The organism is Stutzerimonas sp. FeSN7 (assembly GCF_030263795.1).
GTDB classification, from domain to species: domain Bacteria; phylum Pseudomonadota; class Gammaproteobacteria; order Pseudomonadales; family Pseudomonadaceae; genus Stutzerimonas; species Stutzerimonas stutzeri.
This window is the reverse complement of the sequence record NZ_JARPMN010000001.1, coordinates 696,326-718,149: the sequence shown is the minus strand read 5'-3', so window position 1 is coordinate 718,149 and position 21,824 is coordinate 696,326. Positions and strand designations below refer to the sequence as shown.

Below are 21,824 nucleotides of genomic sequence, written 5' to 3'. Positions count from 1 at the left end.
TTTCAACATCTATTGAGGATCAGTCCTTCTTGCGCACGTAGAGCACCAGGTTGTGATCCACCAGCTCATAGCCGTGACGCTTGACGATTTCTTTCTGCAGTTTTTCGATTTCCTGGTCGAAGAACTCGATGACATCGCCCGTATCGACGCAGACCATGTGGTCGTGATGCCCGCTATCGGCCAGCTCGAAGACGGCATGACCACCATCGAAGTTGTGCCGAACTACCAGGCCGGCCGCCTCGAACTGGGTCAGCACACGATAGACAGTCGCCAGACCGACATCCTCGCCCGCCTCCATCAACGCCTTGTAGACGTCCTCGGCGCTCATGTGTCGACGGTCGGTCGTATCCAGCATCTGCAGGATCTTGACCCGCGGCAGCGTTACCTTGAGACCTGCTTTACGTAGTTCGCTATTTTCAACCATGGTTGGCTTTCTCGCTGCTGCTGTTTCGCAGCCTCCTTCAATACGGGTATGATCCGGGTTCTTTGCCCAGCCAAGATAGTGGAAGTCACCCACCGATGCAAAACACCAAGCTCATGCTGGCCAGCCTCACCCTCGTGGGTCTGTTCGCACTCGCCGGTTGTTCATTTCCCGGGGTTTACAAGGTCGACATTCAACAGGGCAATGTCGTCACGCAGGACATGATAGACCAGTTGCGGCCTGGAATGACCCGCCAGCAGGTGCGGTTTATCATGGGCAACCCGCTGATCACCGACACTTTCCATCCCAACCGCTGGGATTATCTGTACAGCATTCAGCCCGGCGGCAGTCAGCGCCAGCAGGAGCGCGTGAGCCTGGTGTTCAATGCCAACGACCAGCTGGCCGGCCTGGCAGGCGATTTCATGCCTGGCGTCAGCCGTGACGAACAGATCCTCGGTCGCCAACCCCATGCGCCGAGCGCGCCCGCAGCCACGCCCCGCCAACCGGAAGAGCGCCCGGCGCCGGGATCGCTGCTGGAGCAGATTCAGCGCGAAGTGGACGAAGCGGAAGCCGTTCCGGTACCGATTCCAGAACCACTGGAAACCGAATGAAAAAACGCCCGGCGAGTCCGGGCGTTTTGCTATCTAGCGTTCAAGCATCCTCTGCCTTGTTCTTCGCCGCTTTCGCCGCACGCTGCTTGCGGACTTCCTTCGGATCGGCGATCAGCGGCCGGTAGATCTCGACGCGCTCGCCCTCTTCCAGCACGCGCTCTTCAGGCTTGGGCACGGCCTTGCCGAAGATTCCCAACGGCGCGCTGGCGAGATCGAGACCGGGGAAATGCGCATCCAGCCCGGAACGCAGTGCGGCCTCGCGGACGGTAGTGCCGGCTGGCACGGTCATCTGCAGCAGCTTCTGCTTGTCGGCCAGCGCATACACCACTTCGACGGCAATCGATGACTTATCCATAGAGCTGTTTCGCTCGCTCGCAAAAGGCGTCCACCAGGGTATTGGCGGCCTGATTGAACAGCGGACCAAGCGTCGCCTTGACCAGCGGCCCGGCGTAATCGAAGGTCAGATCGAGGCTGATCTTGCAGGCCTTCTCGCCCAGCGCCTTGAACTCCCAGATGCCGTGCAGGTGACTGAACGGCCCTTCTTCCAATGTCATTTCGATGCGCTTGCCAACTTCCAACGCATTGCGCGTCATGAACCGCTGGCTAAGCCCGGCCTTGGCCACCGTCATGCTGGCGTGCATCTCGGTCTCGCTGCTGGAGAGCACCTCGGTCGCAGAGCACCAGGGCAGGAACTGCGGATAGCTGGCTACGTCGTTGACCATGTCGAACAGCGCGTGCGCGGGGTAAGGCAGCAGCGCGGAACGTTGAATGTGCGTCGTCATGCGGACCTTCTACGTCGTCGTTTCATTGCGCGCCATCCGAACGTCGGCGCAGCCAGCCCGCGACCACGACTTCGACCTTTGCCGAAGCCGCTCAGCGCAAAGCGGGGCACATTGTCGGGGATTAACGGCTGCCCCTCAAGTTTCTGCCGCCAACGCTCCTGCAGGTTGTCGCCAGCCGCAACGGGACTCCCTATAATGCCGCCCCTATGGCCAAACAGAAGAAGCAGTCCCCCGGGACCATCGCGCTGAACAAGAAAGCGCTACACGATTACTTCATCGAGCAGAAGTTCGAGGCCGGCCTCGTCCTTGCCGGCTGGGAAGTGAAAAGCCTGCGCGCCGGCAAGGCGCAGCTGGTGGACAGCTACGTGCTGCTCAAGGATGGCGAAGCCTGGCTGATGGGCGCGCACATCACCCCGCTGACGAGCGCCAGCACCCATGTCATCGCCGACCCGACCCGTACCCGCAAGCTGCTGCTGAACAAGCGCGAGCTGGGCAAGCTGTTCGGCGCCGTGCAGCAGAAGGGCTATGCCTGCGTAGCGCTGTCGCTGTACTGGAAGAAGCACATGATCAAGTGCGAGATCGCCCTGGCCAAGGGCAAGAAGGAATTCGACAAGCGCCACACCGAGAAAGAACGCGATTCCGATCGGGAAATCCAGCGCGCCATGCGCACCAAGGGCAAGGACGACTGATCAGCTCCGGGCGGAGCGCTCACCGCCTCGCCCGCCAACCCCCGCAGCACCCATCACCCCGCCTTTTGCGATGCCCCCACTCTCTCCTGCCGGCGTTGCGCGCGCGCCAGCCGCTGGGCTTCCTGCTGGCCTTCGGCAAGCACCTCCTGCACATAGTTGATGTGTCGATGGATGACGTCGCGCGCCTCCACCGCACGCCGCGCCATGATCGCCTCGTACAGCTCGCGATGCTGGCTCATCAGCATGTCGCGGGTCTCGTCGCGCAGGGCGTACATGCCGCCGATATTGGTCACCACGTTGCGCTTGAGCAGATCGAATAGGCCGCGAATGGTGTGCAGCAAAACCGCGTTGTGACTGGCCTCGGCAATCGCCAGGTGGAACTGCGCGTCAGCCGCGCCCTCTTCCGCGCGAGTCACCTTGCCCTCACGGGCGTAGCAATCCTGCAGTGCCGAGAAGGCCTCCGTGAGTCGCTTCTGATCCACCTCGGTTGCACGCAGCGCCGCATAGTACGCACAGCTGCCCTCCAGGGTATGCCGGAACTCCAGCAGGTCACGCTGGGCGTCGCTGTTGTTTTCCAGCAGGTGCAGCAACGGGTCGCTGAAGGTGGAGCCCAGCGACTCGGCGACGAAGGTGCCGCCACCGTGCCGGCTGATCAGCAGGCCCTTGGCCGCAAGCTTCTGGATCGCCTCGCGCAGAGAGGGCCGCGACACCCCGAAGCGCTCGGCCAGCACCCGTTCGGCCGGCAGTCGCTCACCGGCCTTGAGGGTGCCCTCCAGAATCATGGTTTCCAACTGCGCGACGATGTCGTCGGCCAGCCGCCGCTGACGCACCATGCCCACGTCCATACCCACCTCAGAAATGGTCTTACCAGTCGGAGAATGCTAGCCGTCGGCCCAAAGCCACACAAGGCCGTCGGCTGCGACCAAAGTCTATGCCCTCCTGATTGACGCTCCCAGACGCAGCTCTTACGCTGGCCATTCGCTTCTGTTAATTGGTCTTACCACTTTACAGAAGCAACTAACAATAAGAGGACTCAGCATGAGATCTGTGCACAACAACTATTCCACGGTCCGCTCAGGGCCCCATCTGAATCGAACCGTAGGGGACGCCTGACATGTCCAACGGACTGCTCGCACTTTTCGCTTTCACTCCCATTCTGCTCGCGGCCGTGATGCTGATCGGCCTGCGCTGGCCCGCCAGCCGCGCCATGCCGCTGGTCTACCTGTTCACCGCGGCCATCGGCCTGTTCGTCTGGGACATGAGCTTCAACCGGATCATCGCATCCACGCTGCAGGGCCTGGTGATCACGCTCGGTCTGTTGTGGATCATCTTCGGCGCGATCCTGCTGCTGAACACGCTGAAGCACTCCGGCGGCATCACCGCCATCCGCGCCGGCTTCACAACCATCAGCCCCGACCGCCGCATCCAGGCCATCATCATCGCCTGGCTGTTCGGTTGCTTCATCGAAGGTGCCTCCGGCTTCGGCACCCCGGCGGCAATCGCTGCACCGCTGCTGGTCGCGGTCGGCTTTCCGGCAATGGCCGCGGTGCTGCTCGGCATGCTGGTACAGAGTACGCCGGTTTCCTTCGGCGCCGTCGGCACCCCGATCGTGGTGGGCATCAACAGCGGCCTGGACACCGCCACCATCGGCGCGCAACTGACCGCCCAGGGTTCCAGCTGGAGCATCTTCCTGCAGCAGATCACCAGCAGCGTAGCGATCACCCATGCCATCGTCGGCACCGTCATGCCGCTGGTCATGGTGCTGATGCTGACGCGCTTCTTCGGCAAGGAGAAAAGCTGGAAAGCCGGCTTCGAAGTGCTGCCGTTCGCGATCTTCGCCGGTCTGGCCTTCACCCTGCCCTATGCCGCCACCGGCATCTTCCTCGGCCCGGAATTCCCGTCGCTGCTCGGCGGCCTGGTAGGCCTGGCGATCGTCACTACCGCGGCACGCTTCAAGTTCCTGACGCCGAAGACCACCTGGGACTTCGCCGACGCCAAGGAATGGCCGGCCGAATGGCTGGGCACCATCGAGATGAAGCTGGACGACATCGCCGCTCGCCCGATGAGCGCATTCCGTGCCTGGCTGCCCTACGTACTGGTCGGCGCGCTGCTGGTGATCAGCCGCGTGTTCCCGCAGGTGGGCGCCGCGCTGAAATCGGTCTCCGTTGCCTTCGCCAACATCCTCGGCGAGGCCGGCATCAACGCGGGCATCGAGCCGCTGTACCTGCCCGGCGGCATTCTCGTCGCGGTGGTGCTGATCACCTTCTTCCTGCACGGCATGCGTGCCGCCGAACTCAAGGCAGCGGTGAAGGAGTCCAGCAGCGTACTGCTGAGCGCCGGATTCGTTCTGCTGTTCACCGTGCCGATGGTGCGCATCCTGATCAACTCCGGCGTCAACGGCGCCGAGCTGGCCAGCATGCCGATCGTCATGGCGCGCTATGTCGCGGACAGCGTAGGCGGTATCTACCCGCTGCTGGCGCCATCGGTCGGCGCACTGGGCGCCTTCCTGGCAGGCTCCAACACCGTCAGCAACATGATGTTCAGCCAGTTCCAGTTCGGTGTCGCACAGTCCCTGGGGATTTCCGGCGCGATGGTCGTCGCCACCCAGGCGGTCGGTGCCGCGGCGGGCAACATGGTCGCGATCCACAACGTGGTCGCCGCCTCCGCTACCGTCGGCCTGCTCGGCCGCGAAGGCTCCACGTTGCGCAAGACCGTTTGGCCTACGCTGTACTATGTGCTCTTCACCGGGGTGATCGGCCTGATCGCCATCTACGTGCTGGGCGTCACCGACCCGCTGGTCGGGGTGTAAACGACAGAAACAGACCGTGCCCCCGCTGGGGGCACGGTTGCATTCCAGAAACCGCACTTGACAGTGCTATTGGAAAACGTAGGCGGGGCAGGCAAGACGAGGCAAACGCAGCCAAAGAAAAAGGACTGGGCTCGCATGGGAGTTTGGATTTCCTGAATGAGCGTTCTGAGGCTGCTTTAACGACGTATTGCCAACGCAGTTAGTTTTTCAAAAGCCTGTTAGCGGATAACCGGGCCGACCCGGAGACCAAGCCGATGAGCGAACTCTTCTACAATGCCGCGCCGAACGCCACCCGCGTCGCGCCGCCGCTGCCCAAGCCACGCGAGTATCCAGCCAAGCCGAGCCAGGTCTACCTGTTCGGTACCTGCGTGGTGGATCTGTTCTATCCCGAGGCTGGCCTGGATGCCATTCGCCTGCTCGAACGCGAAGGATTGACCGTGCACTACCCGCAGGGCCAGACCTGCTGCGGCCAGCCGGCCTACACCACCGGCTATACCGACGAGGCGCGAAAGGTCGCCCGTGCGCAGCTGGGGCTGTTCGCCAACGACTGGCCGGTGGTCGTGCCCTCCGGTTCCTGCGCCGGCATGCTGCGTCACCATTATCTGGAGCTGTTCAAGGACGAGCCGGCCACGTTGAAGAAGGCCCAGGCGCTGGCCGAGCGCACCTTCGAGCTGGCCGAGTTCCTGCTCAATGTCTGCAAGGTCGAGTTCAAGGACGCCGGCACGCCGACCAAGGTCGCCCTGCACACCTCCTGCTCGGCTCGTCGCGAAATGAATACCCATCTGCACGGCCGCGCCCTGCTCGCCCAGCTGGGCCAGGTCGAGCGCGTCGAGCATGACCACGAGAGCGAATGCTGCGGCTTCGGCGGCACCTTCAGCGTGCGCATGCCCGATATCTCCGGCGCCATGGTGCTGGACAAGACCCGTGCGCTGAAGGAGTCCGGCGCGCACCAGGTGGTCAGCGCCGACTGCGGCTGCCTGATGAACATCAACGGCTCGCTGGAAAAGCAGCGTGAAGCCCTGCGCGGCCAGCACCTGGCGAGCTTCCTCTGGCAACGCACCGGAGGTGCCCGATGAACGCCGAGCAGCGTATTCCCGCGATTCAGATCGAAAACGCCGGCGCCCCGGATTTCCGCGCCCGTGCCCGCAAGTCGCTGAAGGACGAGCAGCTGCGGCGCAACTTCCGCACCGCCATGGATTCGCTGATGACCAAGCGCGCCGCGGCGTTCAGCGATGCCGACGAACGCGAGCGGCTGCGCGAGATGGGCAACCATATCCGCGCCCGCGCACTGTCCAAGCTGCCCGAACTGCTGGAGCGACTGGAAGCCAACCTGACCCGCAACGGTGTGAAAGTGCACTGGGCGGAGACGGTCGAGGAGGCCAACAACATCGTCCTCGCGATCGCCCAGGCACGACAGGCGAAACAGGTGATCAAGGGCAAATCGATGGTCAGCGAAGAAATGGAGATGAACCATTTCCTCGAAGGCCACGGGATCGAGAGCCTGGAATCGGACATGGGCGAGTACATCGTCCAGCTCGACCACGAAAAGCCGTCCCACATCATCATGCCGGCCATTCACAAGAATGCCGGACAGGTCGCCTCGCTGTTCCATGACAAGCTCGGCGTGGAATACACCAAGGATGTCGACCAGCTCATCCAGATCGGCCGCCGTACGCTGCGGCAGAAATTCTTCGAGGCCGATATCGGCGTCTCCGGTGTGAACTTCGCGGTAGCCGAAACCGGCACCCTGCTGCTGGTGGAAAACGAAGGCAACGGCCGCATGAGCACCACAGTGCCACCGGTGCACATCGCCGTCACCGGTATCGAGAAGGTGGTGGAGAACCTGCGCGACGTGGTCCCGCTGCTCTCTTTGCTGACCCGCTCCGCGCTGGGCCAGCCCATCACTACCTACGTCAACATGATCTCCGGCCCGCGCAAGGCGCATGAGCTGGACGGTCCGCAGGAAGTGCACCTGATCCTGCTGGACAACGGCCGCAGCCAGGCCTTCGCCGACAGCGAACTGCGCCAGACGCTCAACTGCATTCGCTGCGGCGCCTGCATGAACCATTGCCCGGTGTACACCCGCGTCGGCGGCCACACCTACGGCGAGGTCTATCCCGGACCGATCGGCAAGATCATCACCCCGCACATGGTCGGCCTGGACAAGGTGCCGGATCACCCCAGCGCCTCGTCGCTGTGCGGCGCCTGCGGCGAAGTCTGCCCGGTGAAGATTCCGATTCCGACCCTCCTGCGCCGCCTGCGCGAGGAAAACATCAAGGCGCCGGACGACCCGCACAAGGTCATGCGCGGCCAGGGCAGCAAGTACTCGCGCAAGGAGCGGCTGATCTGGGCCGGCTGGCGCCTGCTCAACACCAGCCCGACGCTGTACCGCCTGTTCGGCTTCTTCGCCACACGCCTGCGCGCCCTGACGCCATCGAACATCGGCCCCTGGACGCAGAACCACAGCGCACCGAAACCGGCTGCCCGCTCGCTGCACGAGCTGGCCAAGGAACACCTGGAGAGCAAGCGATGAGCGCCAAGGCCAATATCCTCGCCAAGCTGAAGAAAAGCCTGGAAGGCACCACGCCGGTGGTCGATGACTACAACGCGTCGCTGGTGACCCAGCCCTGGAGCTACGCGCCGGAGCAGCGCATCGCCCGCCTGCGTCAGCTGATGGAAGCGGTGCACACCGAGATTCACCTGACCACGGACGCCGGCTGGCCCGCCCTGCTCGAGCAGCTGCTGCACGACCGCCAGCTGCCGAGCCTGCTGATCGCCCCGACCACACCGTACGGCCAGCGCTTCACCGCCCATTGCGCCGGTCGTGAAGGCCTGCCGACGCTGAAGGCCTACGACCGCCCGGTCGAGGACTGGAAGGACGAGCTGTTCAACGACACCCCGGCGAGCCTCACCGGCACCCTCGGCGCCATCGCCTCCACCGGCAGCCTGATCATGTGGCCCACCCGCGAGGAGCCGCGCCTGATGAGCCTGGTGCCGCCGGTGCATTTCGCCATCCTCAAGGCCAGCGAAATCCACGACAACTTCTACGAGATCCAGCAGAAGTTCCAGTGGGCCGCCGGCATGCCGACCAATGCCCTGCTGGTTTCCGGCCCGTCAAAAACCGCTGACATCGAACAGGTGCTGGCTTATGGCGCCCACGGGCCGAAGGATCTGGTCCTGCTGATCCTGGAGGACGCATGAACGCGGCCGCCCAGCTCGAACGTGCGCCCTTGCCGGCGGCGTTCCTCCGCGAAGTCGAGCGCCTGATCCCGGTCGAGCGCCGCTTCGACGACCCGCTTTCCACCCTCGCCTTCGGCACCGACGCCAGCTTCTACCGGCTGATTCCCAAGCTGGTGGTGCGCGTCGAATCCGAAGCCGAAGTGGTCAGGCTGCTCAAGCTGGCGCATGCCGAGAACGTGCCGGTGACCTTCCGCGCCGCCGGTACCAGCCTGTCCGGCCAGGCGATCAGCGATTCGATGCTGATCGTGCTCGGCGACAACTGGAACGGCCGCGAGATTCGCAACGGCGGCAAGCAGATCCGCCTGCAACCGGGCGTGATCGGCGCCAACGCCAACGCCGTGCTCGCACCCTTCCAGCGCAAGATCGGCCCCGACCCGGCCTCGATCAACGCGGCGAAGATCGGCGGCATCGTCGCCAACAACTCCAGCGGCATGTGCTGCGGCACCGCGCAGAACAGCTACAAGACCCTCGCCGGCCTGCGCGTCGTGCTGGCCGACGGCACCGTGGTCGACAGCGAGGATGCCGCCAGCGTTGCCGCCTTCCGCCAGAGCCATGCCGCCCTGCTCGAGCAACTGGCCGAACTCGGCCGCGAAACCCGCGCCAACGCCGAACTGACGGCAAAGATCCGCCACAAGTACCGGCTGAAGAACACCACCGGCTTCTCGCTCAATGCGCTGGTCGACTACGACGAGCCGCTGGACATCCTCAACCACCTGATGGTCGGTTCCGAAGGCACCCTGGGCTTTATCAGCGCGGTGACCTACGACACCGTGCCGGACCATCCGCACAAGGCCAGCGCGCTGGTGGTGTTCCCCGACGTGGAGAACTGCTGCCTGGCCGTACCGGTGCTCAAGCAGCAGCCGGTGTCTGCCGTAGAGCTGCTCGACCGGCGCAGCCTGCGCTCGGTCGAGCACAAGGCCGGCATGCCCGAGTGGGTGAAGGAACTGTCACCGACGGCCTGCGCGCTCCTGATCGAATCACGCGCCGCAACGCAATCGCTGCTGCACGAGCAGATCAATCTGATCATGACTTCCATCGCGCATTTCCCGGTGGAAAAGCAGGTCGACTTCAGCGAAGACCCGGTGGTTTACAACCAGCTGTGGAAGATCCGCAAGGACACCTTCCCGGCGGTCGGCGCCGTGCGCCAGACCGGCACCACGGTGATCATCGAGGACGTGACCTTCCCGGTCGAGCGCTTGGCCGAAGGCGTCAATCGGCTCATCGAGTTGCTCGACAAGCACCGCTACGACGAGGCGATCCTCTTCGGCCACGCGCTGGAGGGCAACCTGCACTTCGTCTTCACCCAGGGCTTCGATGATCCGGCGCAGGTCGCCCGTTACGAAGCCTTCATGGGCGAAGTGGCGCAGCTGGTGGCTGTCGAGTTCGGCGGCGCACTCAAGGCCGAGCACGGCACCGGGCGCAACATGGCGCCCTTCGTCGAGCTGGAATGGGGCAGCGAAGCCTACGCGCTGATGTGGAAGATCAAGCGCCTGCTCGACCCCAGCGGCATCCTCAACCCGGACGTGGTGCTCTCCGAAGACCCGGACATCCACCTGAAGAACCTCAAGCCGATGCCGGCCGCCGACGAGATCGTCGACAAGTGTATCGAGTGCGGTTTCTGCGAGCCGGTCTGCCCATCCAACGGGCTGACCCTGACGCCGCGCCAGCGCATCGTCATCTGGCGCGATATCCAGGCCCGTAAGCGCGCCGGTGTCGATACCACGGAAATAGAGCGGCTCTACCACTACCACGGCGTGGAAACCTGCGCCGCCACCGGCCTCTGTGCCCAGCGCTGCCCGGTCGGCATCAACACCGGCGACCTGGTGCGCAAGCTGCGCGGACGTGAAGCGAGCAAAACCGGCGCCGCCAACTGGCTGGCCGATCATTTCTCCACGGCCGTGCAGGGCACCCGTTTCATGCTGCATGCCGCCAATGGCGCGCACATCATTCTTGGCACCAAGCGCCTGGCCAAGCTGTCTGCGACCATGACCAACGCCAGCAAGGGCCGCGTGCCGCAGTGGACCCCTGCGACACCGCAGCCGCTGCAACGCCTGCATCTGCCCAAACCAGCCGTGCAGGACGAGCGTCCGCGCGTGGTCTATCTGGCCGCCTGCGTTTCCCGCGCCATGGGCCCGGCGGCGCGTGATCAGGAACAGGAGCCGCTGCTCGACAAGACCCGCAGCCTGCTGGAAAAGGCCGGTTACCAAGTGATCTTCCCCGAACAGTTGAACGACCTGTGCTGCGGCCAGCCGTTCGCTTCCAAGGGCTATGCCGAACAGGGCGAACGCAAGCGCCAGGAGATGCTCGATGCGCTGCTCAAGGCCAGTCGGGGCGGGCTCGACCCGATCTACTGCGACACCAGCCCCTGCACGCTGCGCCTGGTCCAGGGCCTGACTGATCAGCGCCTCGACATGTACGACCCGGTGCGCTTCATCCGCACGCATCTGCTCGACAAACTGGACTTCGTCCCGCAGGACAAGCCGATCGCCGTGCACGTCACCTGCAGCACCCAGCATCTTGGGGAAGCACAGGCACTGATCGATATCGCCCGCCGCTGCGCAAACGAGGTGGTCATTCCGGAAGGCATCCACTGCTGCGGCTTCGCTGGCGACAAGGGCTTCACCACGCCGGAACTGAACGAGCACGCACTGCGCAGCCTGAAGAACGCCGTGCAGATCTGCGAGGAAGGCATCTCCACCAGCCGCACCTGCGAGATCGGCCTGTCACGTCATGGCGAGATCGACTATCACGGCCTGGTCTATCTGGTTGACCGTGTAACGCGTCGTAAAACTGCCGACCAACCGCTCTAGCACCAGCGTTACGGCCCCGCTCAGCGGAGCGGGGCCGTTTCGTTTGTGTCGCTTCGATGAACGCTCTTGCGCAATCGCAGTCGGATTTTTAGAGCCCCTGACGGGTTCGATTCGACTCGGCGCCGCCGTTTCAGCAGTTCTCAGGCAGGCCCGGGAAGTCCACAAGACTGGAGGACCCACAATGAAAGTTCATGCACTGCTCGCATCCGCGGTACTGCTAGCCAGCCCCGCCGTCTTCGCACAACAGGATCTGTGCCAGACCAACCTGCAGGAAATCGACGACAACATGGCCACCAACACCGCGACCCTGGGTGAGCCGGCCAAGAGCAAAGTCGAGGAGTATGTCCAACAGGCCCGCCAGGCACAGCAGTCCGGCGACACCGAAGCCTGCATCGCCCATTCCACCAAGGCCCTGCAAGAACTCAAGGGCCCAGGCAGCTCCGGCAGCGGCGGCACCGCCGGCTCCGGCTCGGGCGGCGGCAACTGAGCCAAGGCGGCGGGATCGTACCTGCGATCCTGCCGCTGCAGCTGATCATTTTCTAACCAGCATGATTAAAAAGTGATCGACACGCCGTAAAGATCTCCGTACACTTGCGCCCAGCACCACAAGCTGCACCAGGGGCCGATTAGGATTCGACGCCGGTAACGAAACTTGAGGGGCATGCCGAGTTGGTAACAGAACTCGTAAATAAACTGTTGCAAACCTATAGTTGCCAACGACGACAACTACGAAGGGTACGCGCTAGCCGCCTAACCTTCATCTGGTAGCTTCGGCTCCAGCGGTCACTAGGGGATGCCTGTAAACCCGAAATGACCGTCAGATAGAACAGGATCGCCGCCAAGTTCGCTGTAGACGTAACGGCTAAAACTCATACAGCTCGCTCCAAGCACCCTGCCAATCGGGCGGCGCGGAGTTAACTCAGTAGATCTGGCTAAGCATGTAGAACCAATAGCGGAGAGCTGGCGGACGGGGGTTCAAATCCCCCCGGCTCCACCAATTCAACACTGAAACCCGTCTAGAACGCGGGTTTCAGCCCAGATTTGATGGCATTGGATTACTCACAGTCCGTCTGTGAATCCAAAAGGTATGCCATCATGTCCAAGCGCCAAAGCAAAACGGGTGTCCCCCACCTGGTCTATCAAGCCAACACTGGCTTCCAGTACTACCTCACATTCCCTAAGCATTTCGCGGCCAACCCGAAACTGCCTGCGCAAATCCGGTGGTCGCTCAGCCACGACGAAGCCCTGGCCCGCGATCTCGCTAAGTACCTGAATGCTTCTTTCGAGCAGTTCCTTGCCAAGGCAACCGAGCACTATGTCGAGCTCTTTTCTGACCGCCTGCTGGTTGACCTCCAAAGGTTTCACTTAGCGGTAGCGGAAGCACTCAAATTCGCCGACCGGGTTTGGAAAGTCCGTCCGTCGCCCATGAAGCTCGCGAACCAAGACCTTTCGGTCGCCCACGCTCGCATGATGAAAGAGAGTGCCGAGCGTGTAGTGCTCTATAGCCACGAGCCAGGGGGCGAAATTTTCTTCGCACTGACACCAACGCCCGCACTGGTAAAAGCGCTTGGGGTCGGGTTCGTACGCTTTGACTGGCCGCTCGGAACCAACAACCAGAACGTGGCGAGCGACGCTGCCCGGTACATTTACGCCGCCCTTGATGTACTCGAGACCGTCCCACCCTCCCCAGGGCGCTATTCGAAAGAATCTCCTGCATTTGCAGCGATGACGCTTTATGAATACCTGTGCCATGCCCGCCCAGACCAGGGTCGGAATCTCATGCACATCCCCCCAGCACTACCGCAATCTCGGCAAGCTTTGCATTTTCATCTTCAGCAAGCCAACGCGATGCATCTGAAGCTCCGCATCATTGATCGAGCGCTCTTGGTGCAGGAGGGATCGGGGCTTTATGTGATGCTTATCGAACTCGATCCGCTGTGCATGAAAGCGCATCTGAGAGAAAAGAAAAGCTTTCGGGTTGAGCTGCTCACTAGCTCCATCATCATTGCGGTCCTCATGCTGACGTATACGCTGCAGAAGGTTGATAAGGTGCTGTTGCGTTACTTTCAGGAAGACGATCACCAAGATCCTTACGCCCAAGCCATGCAGGAAATCGGTGACCTGGTTCGGCGGATGTTGGGTTCTGCTGCAACCGCCGAGCCTATGCAGACGATTCCGGAGCTGAACTCGCCGACAGATGCTGTGGCACCGCCACAGGATCCAGGCTGTTGCCGCTGACCGAAAACTGACCCAGTAGAGGCTGTTCTGCCGACTGAAAACTGACCCAGGTGTTCAACTGCTTCTGCTCAATTTTTGAGCAGGAGAACACAGGGTGATCAGTATGGAAATGATGGGCAAAATCCGCCGGATGTATTTCCGCGACAAGCTGTCGCTGCATGAGATAGCCAAGCGCACCGGGTTGGCGCGCAACACGATTCGCAAGTGGGTCAGAGCACCTGAGGCCAAGCCGCCGGTCTACCAACGCCGCGCGATCTTCAACAAACTCAGCCCTTTTCACACCACGCTGGAGCAGGCGCTAAAGGCCGATTCGCTGCGGCCCAAGCAACAGCGGCGCAGTGCCAAGGCGCTGTTGGCGCAAATCAAAGCCGAAGGTTATGACGGTGGCTACAGCCAGCTCACCGCGTTTATCCGTGCCTGGCGAGGGGGACAGGGCAAGGCGTCGCAGGCCTTTGTGCCGCTGACCTTTGCTCTTGGCGAGGCGTTTCAGTTTGACTGGAGCGAGGAAGGCTTGCTGGTCGGCGGCATTTACCGGCGTATGCAGGTGGCACATCTGAAGCTGTGTGCCAGCCGTGCGTTCTGGCTTGTGGCGTATCCGAGCCAGGGCCATGAGATGTTATTTGACGCCCATACACGCTCGTTCGGCGCCTTGGGCGGCGTGCCGCGCCGGGGCATGCTACGACAACATGAAGACCGCCGTCGACAAGGTCAATAAGGGCAAAGGCCGGGCGGTGAATGCACGCTTTGCGGTGATGTGCGCGCATTACCTGTTCGATCCGGACTTCTGCAACGTCGCCGCTGGTTGGGAAAAGGGCATCGTTGAAAAGAACGTGCAAGACAGCCGCAGGCGTATCTGGCTAGACGCCCAGGACTGCCAGTTTCACTCCTTCGAGGAACTCAATGCCTGGCTGGGCCAGCGCTGCCGCGCGCTTTGGAACGAGCTGACGCACCCTCAATACAGCGGTCTGAGTGTGGCCGAAGTGCTGGAGTTGGAGCGCGCTGAACTGATGCCTGTGCCAGCGCCATTCGACGGTTACGTCGAGCGGCCTGCGCGGGTCTCCAGCACCTGCTTGGTCAGCGTCGGGCGCAACCGCTACTCGGTGCCGTGTGAGTACGCGGGTAAGTGGGTCAGCAGCCGTTTGTATCCGACGCGAATCGAGGTGGTGGCTGACGACGCGCTGATCGCCAGCCATGTCCGCTTGCTGGATCGCGACCAGGTCAGCTATGACTGGCAGCACTACCTCCCGCTGATCGAACGCAAGCCCGGTGCGCTGCGCAACGGCGCGCCCTTTGCTGATCTGCCGGCGCCGCTGCGTCAGCTTAAGCACGGTCTGGGGCGTCATGCCGGCGGTGACCGGATCATGGCGCAAGTTCTGGCTGCCGTACCGGTCGCCGGGCTCGATGCCGTGCTGGTAGCCGTTGAGCTGGTACTGGAGAGCGGCAGCCTGAGCGCCGAACACATCCTCAATGTCGTGGCACGGCTGACAGCATCCGAACCACCACCCAGCGTCGAAACCCACTTGTCGCTCAAGGAAGCCCCCGTCGCTAACACGGCGCGCTACGACCGCCTGCGTGGCCAGGCCGAGGAGGTCGGTCATGCGTGATTTGATGGCGGAACTCAAGGAGCTGCGCCTGCACGGCATGGCCACGGCCTGGGCGGAGTTAACTGCTCAGGGTGAGTCGAACACAGCCTCGTCCAAGTGGCTGCTCGAACACCTGCTGGAACAAGAGCACACAGATCGCGCCATGCGCTCGGTGAGCCACCAGATGAACATGGCCAAGCTGCCGATGCACCGCGATCTGGCCGGCTTCGACTTCAGCGCCTCCAGCGCCGACGCTCGCTTGATCAGCGAGCTGGCCAATCTGAGCTTTACCGACACCGCGCAGAACGTGGTGCTGATCGGTGGGCCAGGCACCGGTAAAACCCACCTAGCCACCGCGCTGGCCGTGTCCGGCATCACCCGGCACGGTAAGCGCGTGCGCTTCTACTCCACGGTCGATCTGGTCAATCTGCTGGAGCGCGAAAAACACGACGGCAAAGCCGGCGGATCGCCCAGGCACTGCTGCGCATGGATCTGGTCATCCTCGACGAACTGGGTTATCTGCCGTTCAGCCAGGCTGGCGGTGCGTTGCTGTTTCACCTGCTGTCCAAGCTGTACGAACACACTAGCGTGGTGATCACCACCAACCTGAGCTTCGCCGAATGGTCGAGCGTGTTCGGCGACGCCAAGATGACCACCGCCCTGCTGGATCGGCTGACCCACCACTGCCACATCGTCGAAACCGGTAACGAGTCCTATCGCCTGCAACACAGTAGCTTGGCGGCCCAGGCCAAGATCAAATCACGGGAGCGAAAGCGTAAGGGCGGCCAGGAACCGGAGGACGATGAGTCGTTCTGATTTCATGGTGACGACGGCCTGCTGCATGGCTGCATGTGGCAGGTCTTCAACAGCTGAACTGGGACAGCGAGGGAGTGGGTTCAAAAGCAGCTGCGCTGGTAGACTTATCCACAGTTGCTGGTAACAAAATCAGCAATCCGCCCTGGGTCAAATTTCAATCGGCAGGGTGGGTCAATTTTCCATCAGCGCCAACACCAGGCACGCTCGCGTTGCTGAATGCGCTCGGGAGCGTTCTGCCCGACGCGCAGAAAGCCAAGCTTGAAACCCTCTTTACGCAACCCTCCGTCAACGATCGCATTGTCTCGCCGGCGCGTGGTTCAAACGCAGGGTTGAGCCTCGCAGCTTTGGTAAAGGAATACGAAGAACGGCAAATTCGTGAAGGCGCCTGGGCTAACCCGCGGACTCGCATTACCGCAAAGGCCCGCCTGGAAGGCCTGTGCGAGCTGCTTGGCGGGCACCGGCAAGTCGAGACGCTGACTCGCGCTGAATTCAACACGCTACGCGATCATCTGCGTAGCTATCCGAAGAACCGGCATCGCCTCCGTGCCACGCGTAACCAGCCGCTAAGTAAGATCATTAGCGACGGTAAGTTCGAGCCAATCAACCCTCGCACTGCGAAAAAGTTTTTTGAGCTGGCAAGGGCCCTTGTCACCTACGCTCATGATCAGGGTTACATCACCGAAAATATCGCGGCCGGATTGGCATTCAGCACCAAAGGAGCCGAGGCGCCGAGGAAGCGCACGTATAGCCCAAGCCAGATCGAGAAACTTCTTCACGGTCCGGCCTACACACTGACCACGCCGCCGCGCTGGCGCTTGGATGACTACAAGTTTTGGCTGCCGCTGCTTGGCCTTTTTACAGGCGCAAGGCTAAGTGAGCTGTGCCAGCTACGGCTCGAAGACATTCGGCAAGAACTCGGCGTCTGGCTCATCAGCATCAATCGAAGCGGGTCGAAACAGCTGAAGACGTCCGATTCGGAAAGGTTGGTGCCGATTCACCGGCAGCTTATCGAGTCGGGCTTCCTGGAGTTTCATCAAGCACGCCTGGAAGCTGTCGAGCGAGACGGCAAGGCTCCGCTTTTCGACAATATTCGGGTATACGGCGACCTTTCTCCCGGGCATGTTGCGAGCCGTTGGTTTCTCGGCTCAAGCCAGATTAGCCGGGGTTACCTTGGGCTTTGCGGCCTGGGAGATGACGGCCTGACGTACCACGGTCTGCGCCACACCTTTATCAATCAATTTCGCAGACAGAACCTTGACCTGGCGAAAGCCAAAGCGCTTGTAGGCCACTCGGATAAAAGTACCACCGGTGGGTACGGCGACTGCTATCCGTCTGACGTGCTCAAAGACGAGCTCGACAAGCTCGATTTCGGGCTAGGGCTGGGACACATCCATTACCGGCACTATCAAGAGTTACGAGAACGCCAGGGCGTTTTCAATGTCGGTCGCCCGGTTGGCACCCCCTTCCCCAGCGTGCGGGTTGCTAAGCGACACTGGAAAACGTACGCATAATATTCAGCTAATAAAAGGTAGGGGCTCGCTCTTACCTTTTGCTCATCTTGCGATTATTGACAAGTTGTCAATAAAAACTATCGCATGGTAAATCCTAATAGATTATCTTGACTGTTTATCCATCCAGTAATAATCTCAAGCCTCACCCACTGTGAGGTATATATGAATGTAACTGCCCCCCTCTCCATTCCTTTTTACAAAGGCCTGAGTCTTATCGTCGAACCCGGCCATGAAGAACACTTGCGAATCGCGTTGGCAAACATTTCAGCGATTACGGATGCGATAAACCGCTTTCAGTCTTCTCCTTTGCTTACCGAGTTCATGGACATAACGCTGTCCCGCTTTCTGCGAGAAAACAATTACGCAGGGAAATCCGAGCACATGCTTCGAGCGCGGATGGAGAAACTAAAAATCGCTCTGACGCAAGATAATCCTACCCGCCGAGTTGCTGAGCTTGATCGGGCCGACGTACAGCGTCTGAAGGATCAGCTACCGTCGTTACTCAAGCAGAACGCTGCGTCGGGTAGCAAAGGCGCAAACCTCACGACCTACTATCAGTTGTTCAATCGAATGCTAGACGAAGCACTTGAGAGCAAGCTGATTACCGAGGCGATCAAAGTCGCGACCTGCAATACAAAACACGCCGAAATCACCAAGCCATTTCTGGATAGCAATCTGAATCAGATGTTCTCAGGCTGGCCCTACAGAAAGTATCTCGCAGGCGACCTGCCGAAAATCAACCAGGACGCCAAGCCCTATCGGTTTTGGTTGCTCCCGCTTGGGCTCTATACCGGCGCGCGGCTTAACGAGCTCTGCCAGCTACGTGTGCATGATGTGATCCAGGATGTCCACGGCGTAGACCTTATCGATATCAACGATAATGGCTACAACAAGTCGTTGAAGACGGGGCCGTCGGCTCGGCAGATTCCAATCTGCTCGAAGCTAGTGGAGATGGGCTTTCTAAATTTCGTAGAAGAACGGCGCCAGGCCGATGGCAATGACGCTCTGCTTTTCAACGAGCTGAGCTTCGATCCAAAGCACCTATACTCCCGCGACCCAAGTCGGTTTTTCTGCGGGCCGTGCACGGGTACAGGATACATCGGTCAGCACTGTCCGCCGGCGGTTAATGGCGGGCTCAATTTTAAAAGTCTCCGTCGCTCGTTTGCCGTTCGGCTGGAACGGTCAGGCATATCTCCATCCACGATCGCCTATCTGCTCGGCCATGAGGGTGGTGCACCAGAAGTCACAGCAGACCATTACCTGGAGCAGCCACTGAGTCTGAGATTACTGGAGCAGATGGAACGGGGACTGACATACAACGCACAGACCGAGCAGATCCGCTGGGAGCATTTTAAAAAGCTGCTCGCAAACCAAGCCGGACGCGGAAAGCGAGGAAGGAGAACTAAGCAAAAGCCTTGCTAGCGCGTAGCGTTCAAAACAATCATCGCCTGGAGATGATTATGAGACAGGATGAATAAAAGGCCGCAGCCAATCTGCGGCCTTTTTCGTTCTGAACACAACAGGAAAGAAACCGAATTTTCACGCAACTCCGGGCATCGCTTGCGGCGACGGTTGGCACGCCCTATCGCTGAGCACAGTCCACCATCGAAGAACTTGCATCCGCTGCGACGAGAATTCCGTGACAGTCGGCTGCTGCCACACAAATTTCAGTTGAAGCGTGGGCGCTTTGGCATCAGACCGGACACCGCTTCATAACGCCACTGTGACAGACACACGGCACGGTCACCCGGCGCATCGACACTCACTAACTGCCGCAAGCCCTACGAGTGACACGGCGAGACTGCAGCACTCGAGTCATGTGACATGGCGGTCGTAAGACAAGTGTGCCGCAGTGATCGGGCTTATGATTGAGGCCGGGGCGGCAGCGCCCGCGAATGGCGCAGCTCACGTCTGTGCACAATCGCCATTTCGGCCAGGCAACGCCTGGCGGCTATGATTTGACAACAAAATTGCGGGGGCATACTTGAAGCAGCGAAGCGTTCCTTCAAGTATGCCCCCGCGCCCCATACTTGAAACCTTCAAGTATGGGGCAGTTGAGCATTTTGGGCGTTTGCAGGTAAGCGAAACGAATGTGGAGCGAGACCGAGCAATAAGACCAAAATGATCAACTGCCTTCGCGAAGCGGCTGCCATTGTTGTCAAAAAAGGCAGCTTTCTTCATTTGCCGCAGGTAAATGGCTAGCTCCAATTTCGATGCTATGCATGGCTACCTCTGCTAAAGCAGAAGAAGCCTGCTCACGTCCGCTTCCTCTACGGGATGCGCGACGTTTCTATGCAACGGCCGCCGCTTGGTCACCTCCCATTTTGCTAACCCACCACTTCATATGTCAGGAAGTACGCACCTCTCTGGCTGACAAACACTCCGCAGCGCCATCCCTGTACCAGCCTTCTCGATGACTGAATTACTCACGAAATCGGTCGGTCCTTAGTTTTCTCCCTCCGTGCCCAAGCGGTAGACTGAGACACACAAAGCAGTTTCGTTCTCCGAAGGTTACCCATGTCCAAACTCGCCGAATTCAAAGCTCTAGAAGCCCAGCTCGCAGCCCAGCTCAAGCAGCTTGATGCTCTTAAGAATGACGACAAACTCAAGCGCGAAATCGAGTTCGAGGAAAAACTCCGCAATTTGATGGGGCAATATGACGTAGGCCTGCGCGAAATTATTTCAATATTGGATCCGCAGCCCAGCCGCACCAGCATCAGCGCCACCCCGACGTCTCAAGCGCCTCGTCGGCAGCGCCAAGTTAAGGTTTACAAAAACCCAGAAACTGGAGAGGTGGTAGAGACGAAGGGTGGCAATCATAAGATTTTGAAAGCTTGGAAAGAAAAGCACGGCGCCGAAAAGGTAGAGGGTTGGCTTCAGTAAGCTATCCGACCAACACAAGAGCCAGGCACTGCCTGGCTTTTTCTTTACGCTTTCAGCGGTCAACGGATGCAAGCGATCGCACTACAACCAGTACCTGGAATTCATCGGTCCTCGCATGCACTCGCCTAGTTGCACCGCACCACCCACAACTGATCCAGCCTGGTCGTGAAACTTTGGCTCATCATCTCCCGTCGCATGCCCCAGTCCGGCGCGGTGGTTACGCGGCCGGGCCGGAGGGTATTGCGGCCCCACTTGGCGTTGATTGCATCGAGCACGCCCATAACGCGCTCCGACGCGGCGGGCTGGGTTTGGGCGAATAGATCGTCGGTGTACTCGCCGCGCTGGCAGAGGTCCATCAGCAGGACCTCTGCCTTGCTGAACGAAAAGCCATCGCGATAGATGTGTTCCAACCCAGCGATCGCCGCCCGGATGATGTAGCGGGTGTCGTTGGTGGGATACGGCAGCTCACACACGACGCCTTTCGCGAACTTGGGCTCGTCGGGATTAAACATGCCGGTACGGATGCTGATTCGGACGCGCTTGCACATGGACTGCTGTGCCCTCAGCTTCTCGCTGGCCCGAGCGGCATATGCCGCCACTGCGTCCTTGATTGGCTCAAGCTCGCGCAGGCGCTTGCCGAACATCCGCGAGCAGCAGATCTCCTGTTTGGGTGACGCGACCTCCTCCAGATCGAGGCACGGCGTCCCGCGCAGTTCGCGTGCGGTTTTCTCGATGACCACGCTGAATTTTTTGCGCAGGGTCCAGGCATCCGCGCTAGCTAGATCCCAAGCAGTACGTATGCCCAACCTGTTCAGGTGCTCGGTCATCCGGCGACCGACACCCCATACATCGCCGACGTCAGTCACGCGCAGCACCTTGTCGCGCCGCACCGGGTCGAGAAGGTCCACTACCCCACCCGTCTGCTTCTGCCAGCGCTTCGCTGAATGGTTCGCCAACTTGGCGAGCGTCTTGGTCCCCCCAATGCCCACCCCGACCGGGATACCTGTGCTGCGCAGTACCTCAGCGCGGATCCGCCTGCCGAGCACTTCGACGTCTGGCACACCGGTAAGGTCGGCAAACGACTCGTCGATTGAGTACACCTCAACCGCAGGCACCAGGCTCTCGATGACCGTCATGACGCGCTCGCTCATGTCGCCGTTTATGTGTAATAGAAAGTCAATAAGAACCGGGCCATGCTCGCCCTTGGAGCTTCTCATACCCAACCGGTATGGCTGTAGCTTCTGAGGAGATCGCCGTCGCTCACCGGATCATCCGGTCATCCTGTTAGTAACCGGTCAAAGCTGATCTGTTACATCGAAGGCGGACACCTGTCCATCGACAACACCCCTGCCGAGCGGTGAACCGCCCTCCCATGTACATATGACCAAAACGTCGCCGTTATCCTACCGTTCTGTCATGCCTACCCACGAC

The 21,824-nt window shown here is 60.8% G+C and carries 15 protein-coding genes, 1 other RNA gene and 4 pseudogenes; 15 read left to right on the top strand and 5 right to left on the bottom strand.

Annotation, left to right across the window (positions count from 1 at the left end; translation table 11 throughout):
• Positions 1-19 precede the first annotated feature (19 nt).
• A complete protein-coding gene (fur, locus tag P5703_RS03255; RefSeq protein ID WP_011914390.1) occupies positions 20-424 on the bottom strand; it encodes a ferric iron uptake transcriptional regulator in 405 nt (134 codons plus the stop codon).
• Between the two features lie 95 nt (positions 425-519).
• Here fur and P5703_RS03250 point away from each other — a divergent pair, with 95 nt between their 5' ends.
• Entirely contained in the window at positions 520-1,032 is a 513-nt protein-coding gene (locus tag P5703_RS03250) for an outer membrane protein assembly factor BamE (RefSeq protein ID WP_279641889.1), read from the top strand.
• A gap of 40 nt (positions 1,033-1,072) precedes the next feature.
• Here P5703_RS03250 and P5703_RS03245 read toward each other — a convergent pair whose 3' ends face one another.
• Positions 1,073-1,387, bottom strand: coding sequence for an RnfH family protein (locus P5703_RS03245; RefSeq protein ID WP_011914392.1), 315 nt, complete (start codon positions 1,385-1,387; stop codon positions 1,073-1,075).
• Positions 1,380-1,814: a type II toxin-antitoxin system RatA family toxin gene (locus tag P5703_RS03240; RefSeq protein ID WP_011914393.1), complete on the bottom strand. Its 435-nt coding sequence runs from the start codon at positions 1,812-1,814 to the stop codon at positions 1,380-1,382. The genes P5703_RS03245 and P5703_RS03240 overlap by 8 nt, the downstream gene beginning before the upstream one ends.
• Before the next feature lie 206 nt (positions 1,815-2,020).
• Between P5703_RS03240 and smpB the strand changes: the two genes are divergently transcribed.
• Positions 2,021-2,503 (top strand): SsrA-binding protein SmpB, encoded by a 483-nt coding sequence (gene smpB, locus P5703_RS03235; RefSeq protein WP_011914394.1) that lies wholly within the window; start codon positions 2,021-2,023, stop codon positions 2,501-2,503.
• A gap of 53 nt (positions 2,504-2,556) precedes the next feature.
• On the opposite strand, the gene P5703_RS03230 is transcribed toward smpB, so the two are convergent.
• Positions 2,557-3,348: a GntR family transcriptional regulator gene (locus P5703_RS03230; RefSeq protein WP_011914395.1), complete on the bottom strand. Its 792-nt coding sequence runs from the start codon at positions 3,346-3,348 to the stop codon at positions 2,557-2,559.
• A gap of 269 nt (positions 3,349-3,617) precedes the next feature.
• On the opposite strand from P5703_RS03230, the gene P5703_RS03225 reads away from it, so the two are divergent.
• The 13 genes and pseudogenes from P5703_RS03225 to P5703_RS03165 all read left to right on the top strand — a co-directional run bounded on the left by P5703_RS03225 (position 3,618) and on the right by P5703_RS03165 (position 20,393).
• Positions 3,618-5,312: an L-lactate permease gene (locus tag P5703_RS03225; protein WP_013983888.1), complete on the top strand. Its 1,695-nt coding sequence runs from the start codon at positions 3,618-3,620 to the stop codon at positions 5,310-5,312.
• Positions 5,313-5,566: 254 nt separating this feature from the next.
• The gene (locus P5703_RS03220; protein WP_106442286.1) at positions 5,567-6,388 is read left to right on the top strand and encodes a (Fe-S)-binding protein; all 822 of its coding nucleotides are present in this window, start codon (positions 5,567-5,569) and stop codon (positions 6,386-6,388) included.
• Positions 6,385-7,845, top strand: coding sequence for a LutB/LldF family L-lactate oxidation iron-sulfur protein (locus tag P5703_RS03215; RefSeq protein WP_106442287.1), 1,461 nt, complete (start codon positions 6,385-6,387; stop codon positions 7,843-7,845). The genes P5703_RS03220 and P5703_RS03215 overlap by 4 nt, the downstream gene beginning before the upstream one ends.
• The gene (locus tag P5703_RS03210) at positions 7,842-8,513 is read left to right on the top strand and encodes a LutC/YkgG family protein (protein WP_049341084.1); all 672 of its coding nucleotides are present in this window, start codon (positions 7,842-7,844) and stop codon (positions 8,511-8,513) included. The genes P5703_RS03215 and P5703_RS03210 overlap by 4 nt, the downstream gene beginning before the upstream one ends.
• Entirely contained in the window at positions 8,510-11,362 is a 2,853-nt protein-coding gene (locus tag P5703_RS03205; protein WP_285585521.1) for an FAD-binding and (Fe-S)-binding domain-containing protein, read from the top strand. The genes P5703_RS03210 and P5703_RS03205 overlap by 4 nt, the downstream gene beginning before the upstream one ends.
• Before the next feature lie 181 nt (positions 11,363-11,543).
• Positions 11,544-11,849: a PA2433 domain-containing protein gene (locus P5703_RS03200; RefSeq protein WP_013983892.1), complete on the top strand. Its 306-nt coding sequence runs from the start codon at positions 11,544-11,546 to the stop codon at positions 11,847-11,849.
• 131 nt (positions 11,850-11,980) lie between these two features.
• Positions 11,981-12,359: a transfer-messenger RNA gene (gene ssrA / locus P5703_RS03195) on the top strand.
• Positions 12,360-12,457: 98 nt separating this feature from the next.
• Positions 12,458-13,600, top strand: a complete 1,143-nt coding sequence (locus tag P5703_RS03190; protein ID WP_285585520.1) for a hypothetical protein — start codon at positions 12,458-12,460, stop codon at positions 13,598-13,600.
• 103 nt (positions 13,601-13,703) lie between these two features.
• Positions 13,704-15,204, top strand: a pseudogene (gene istA, locus P5703_RS03185) (IS21-like element ISPst3 family transposase).
• Positions 15,197-15,999 (top strand): annotated as a pseudogene (gene istB / locus P5703_RS03180) (IS21-like element ISPst3 family helper ATPase IstB). Before istA ends, istB begins: the two co-directional pseudogenes overlap by 8 nt.
• Positions 16,000-16,193: 194 nt before the next feature.
• Positions 16,194-17,510: pseudogene (locus P5703_RS03175) on the top strand (site-specific integrase); the annotation flags it as partial.
• 162 nt (positions 17,511-17,672) lie between these two features.
• Positions 17,673-18,932: a site-specific integrase gene (locus tag P5703_RS03170; RefSeq protein WP_011914403.1), complete on the top strand. Its 1,260-nt coding sequence runs from the start codon at positions 17,673-17,675 to the stop codon at positions 18,930-18,932.
• Between the two features lie 1,095 nt (positions 18,933-20,027).
• Positions 20,028-20,393 (top strand): histone-like nucleoid-structuring protein, MvaT/MvaU family, encoded by a 366-nt coding sequence (locus P5703_RS03165; RefSeq protein WP_017243953.1) that lies wholly within the window; start codon positions 20,028-20,030, stop codon positions 20,391-20,393.
• 125 nt (positions 20,394-20,518) lie between these two features.
• Here the strand turns inward: P5703_RS03165 and P5703_RS03160 are convergent.
• Positions 20,519-21,553, bottom strand: a pseudogene (locus P5703_RS03160) (DinB/UmuC family translesion DNA polymerase); the annotation flags it as partial.
• Positions 21,554-21,824 lie beyond the last annotated feature (271 nt).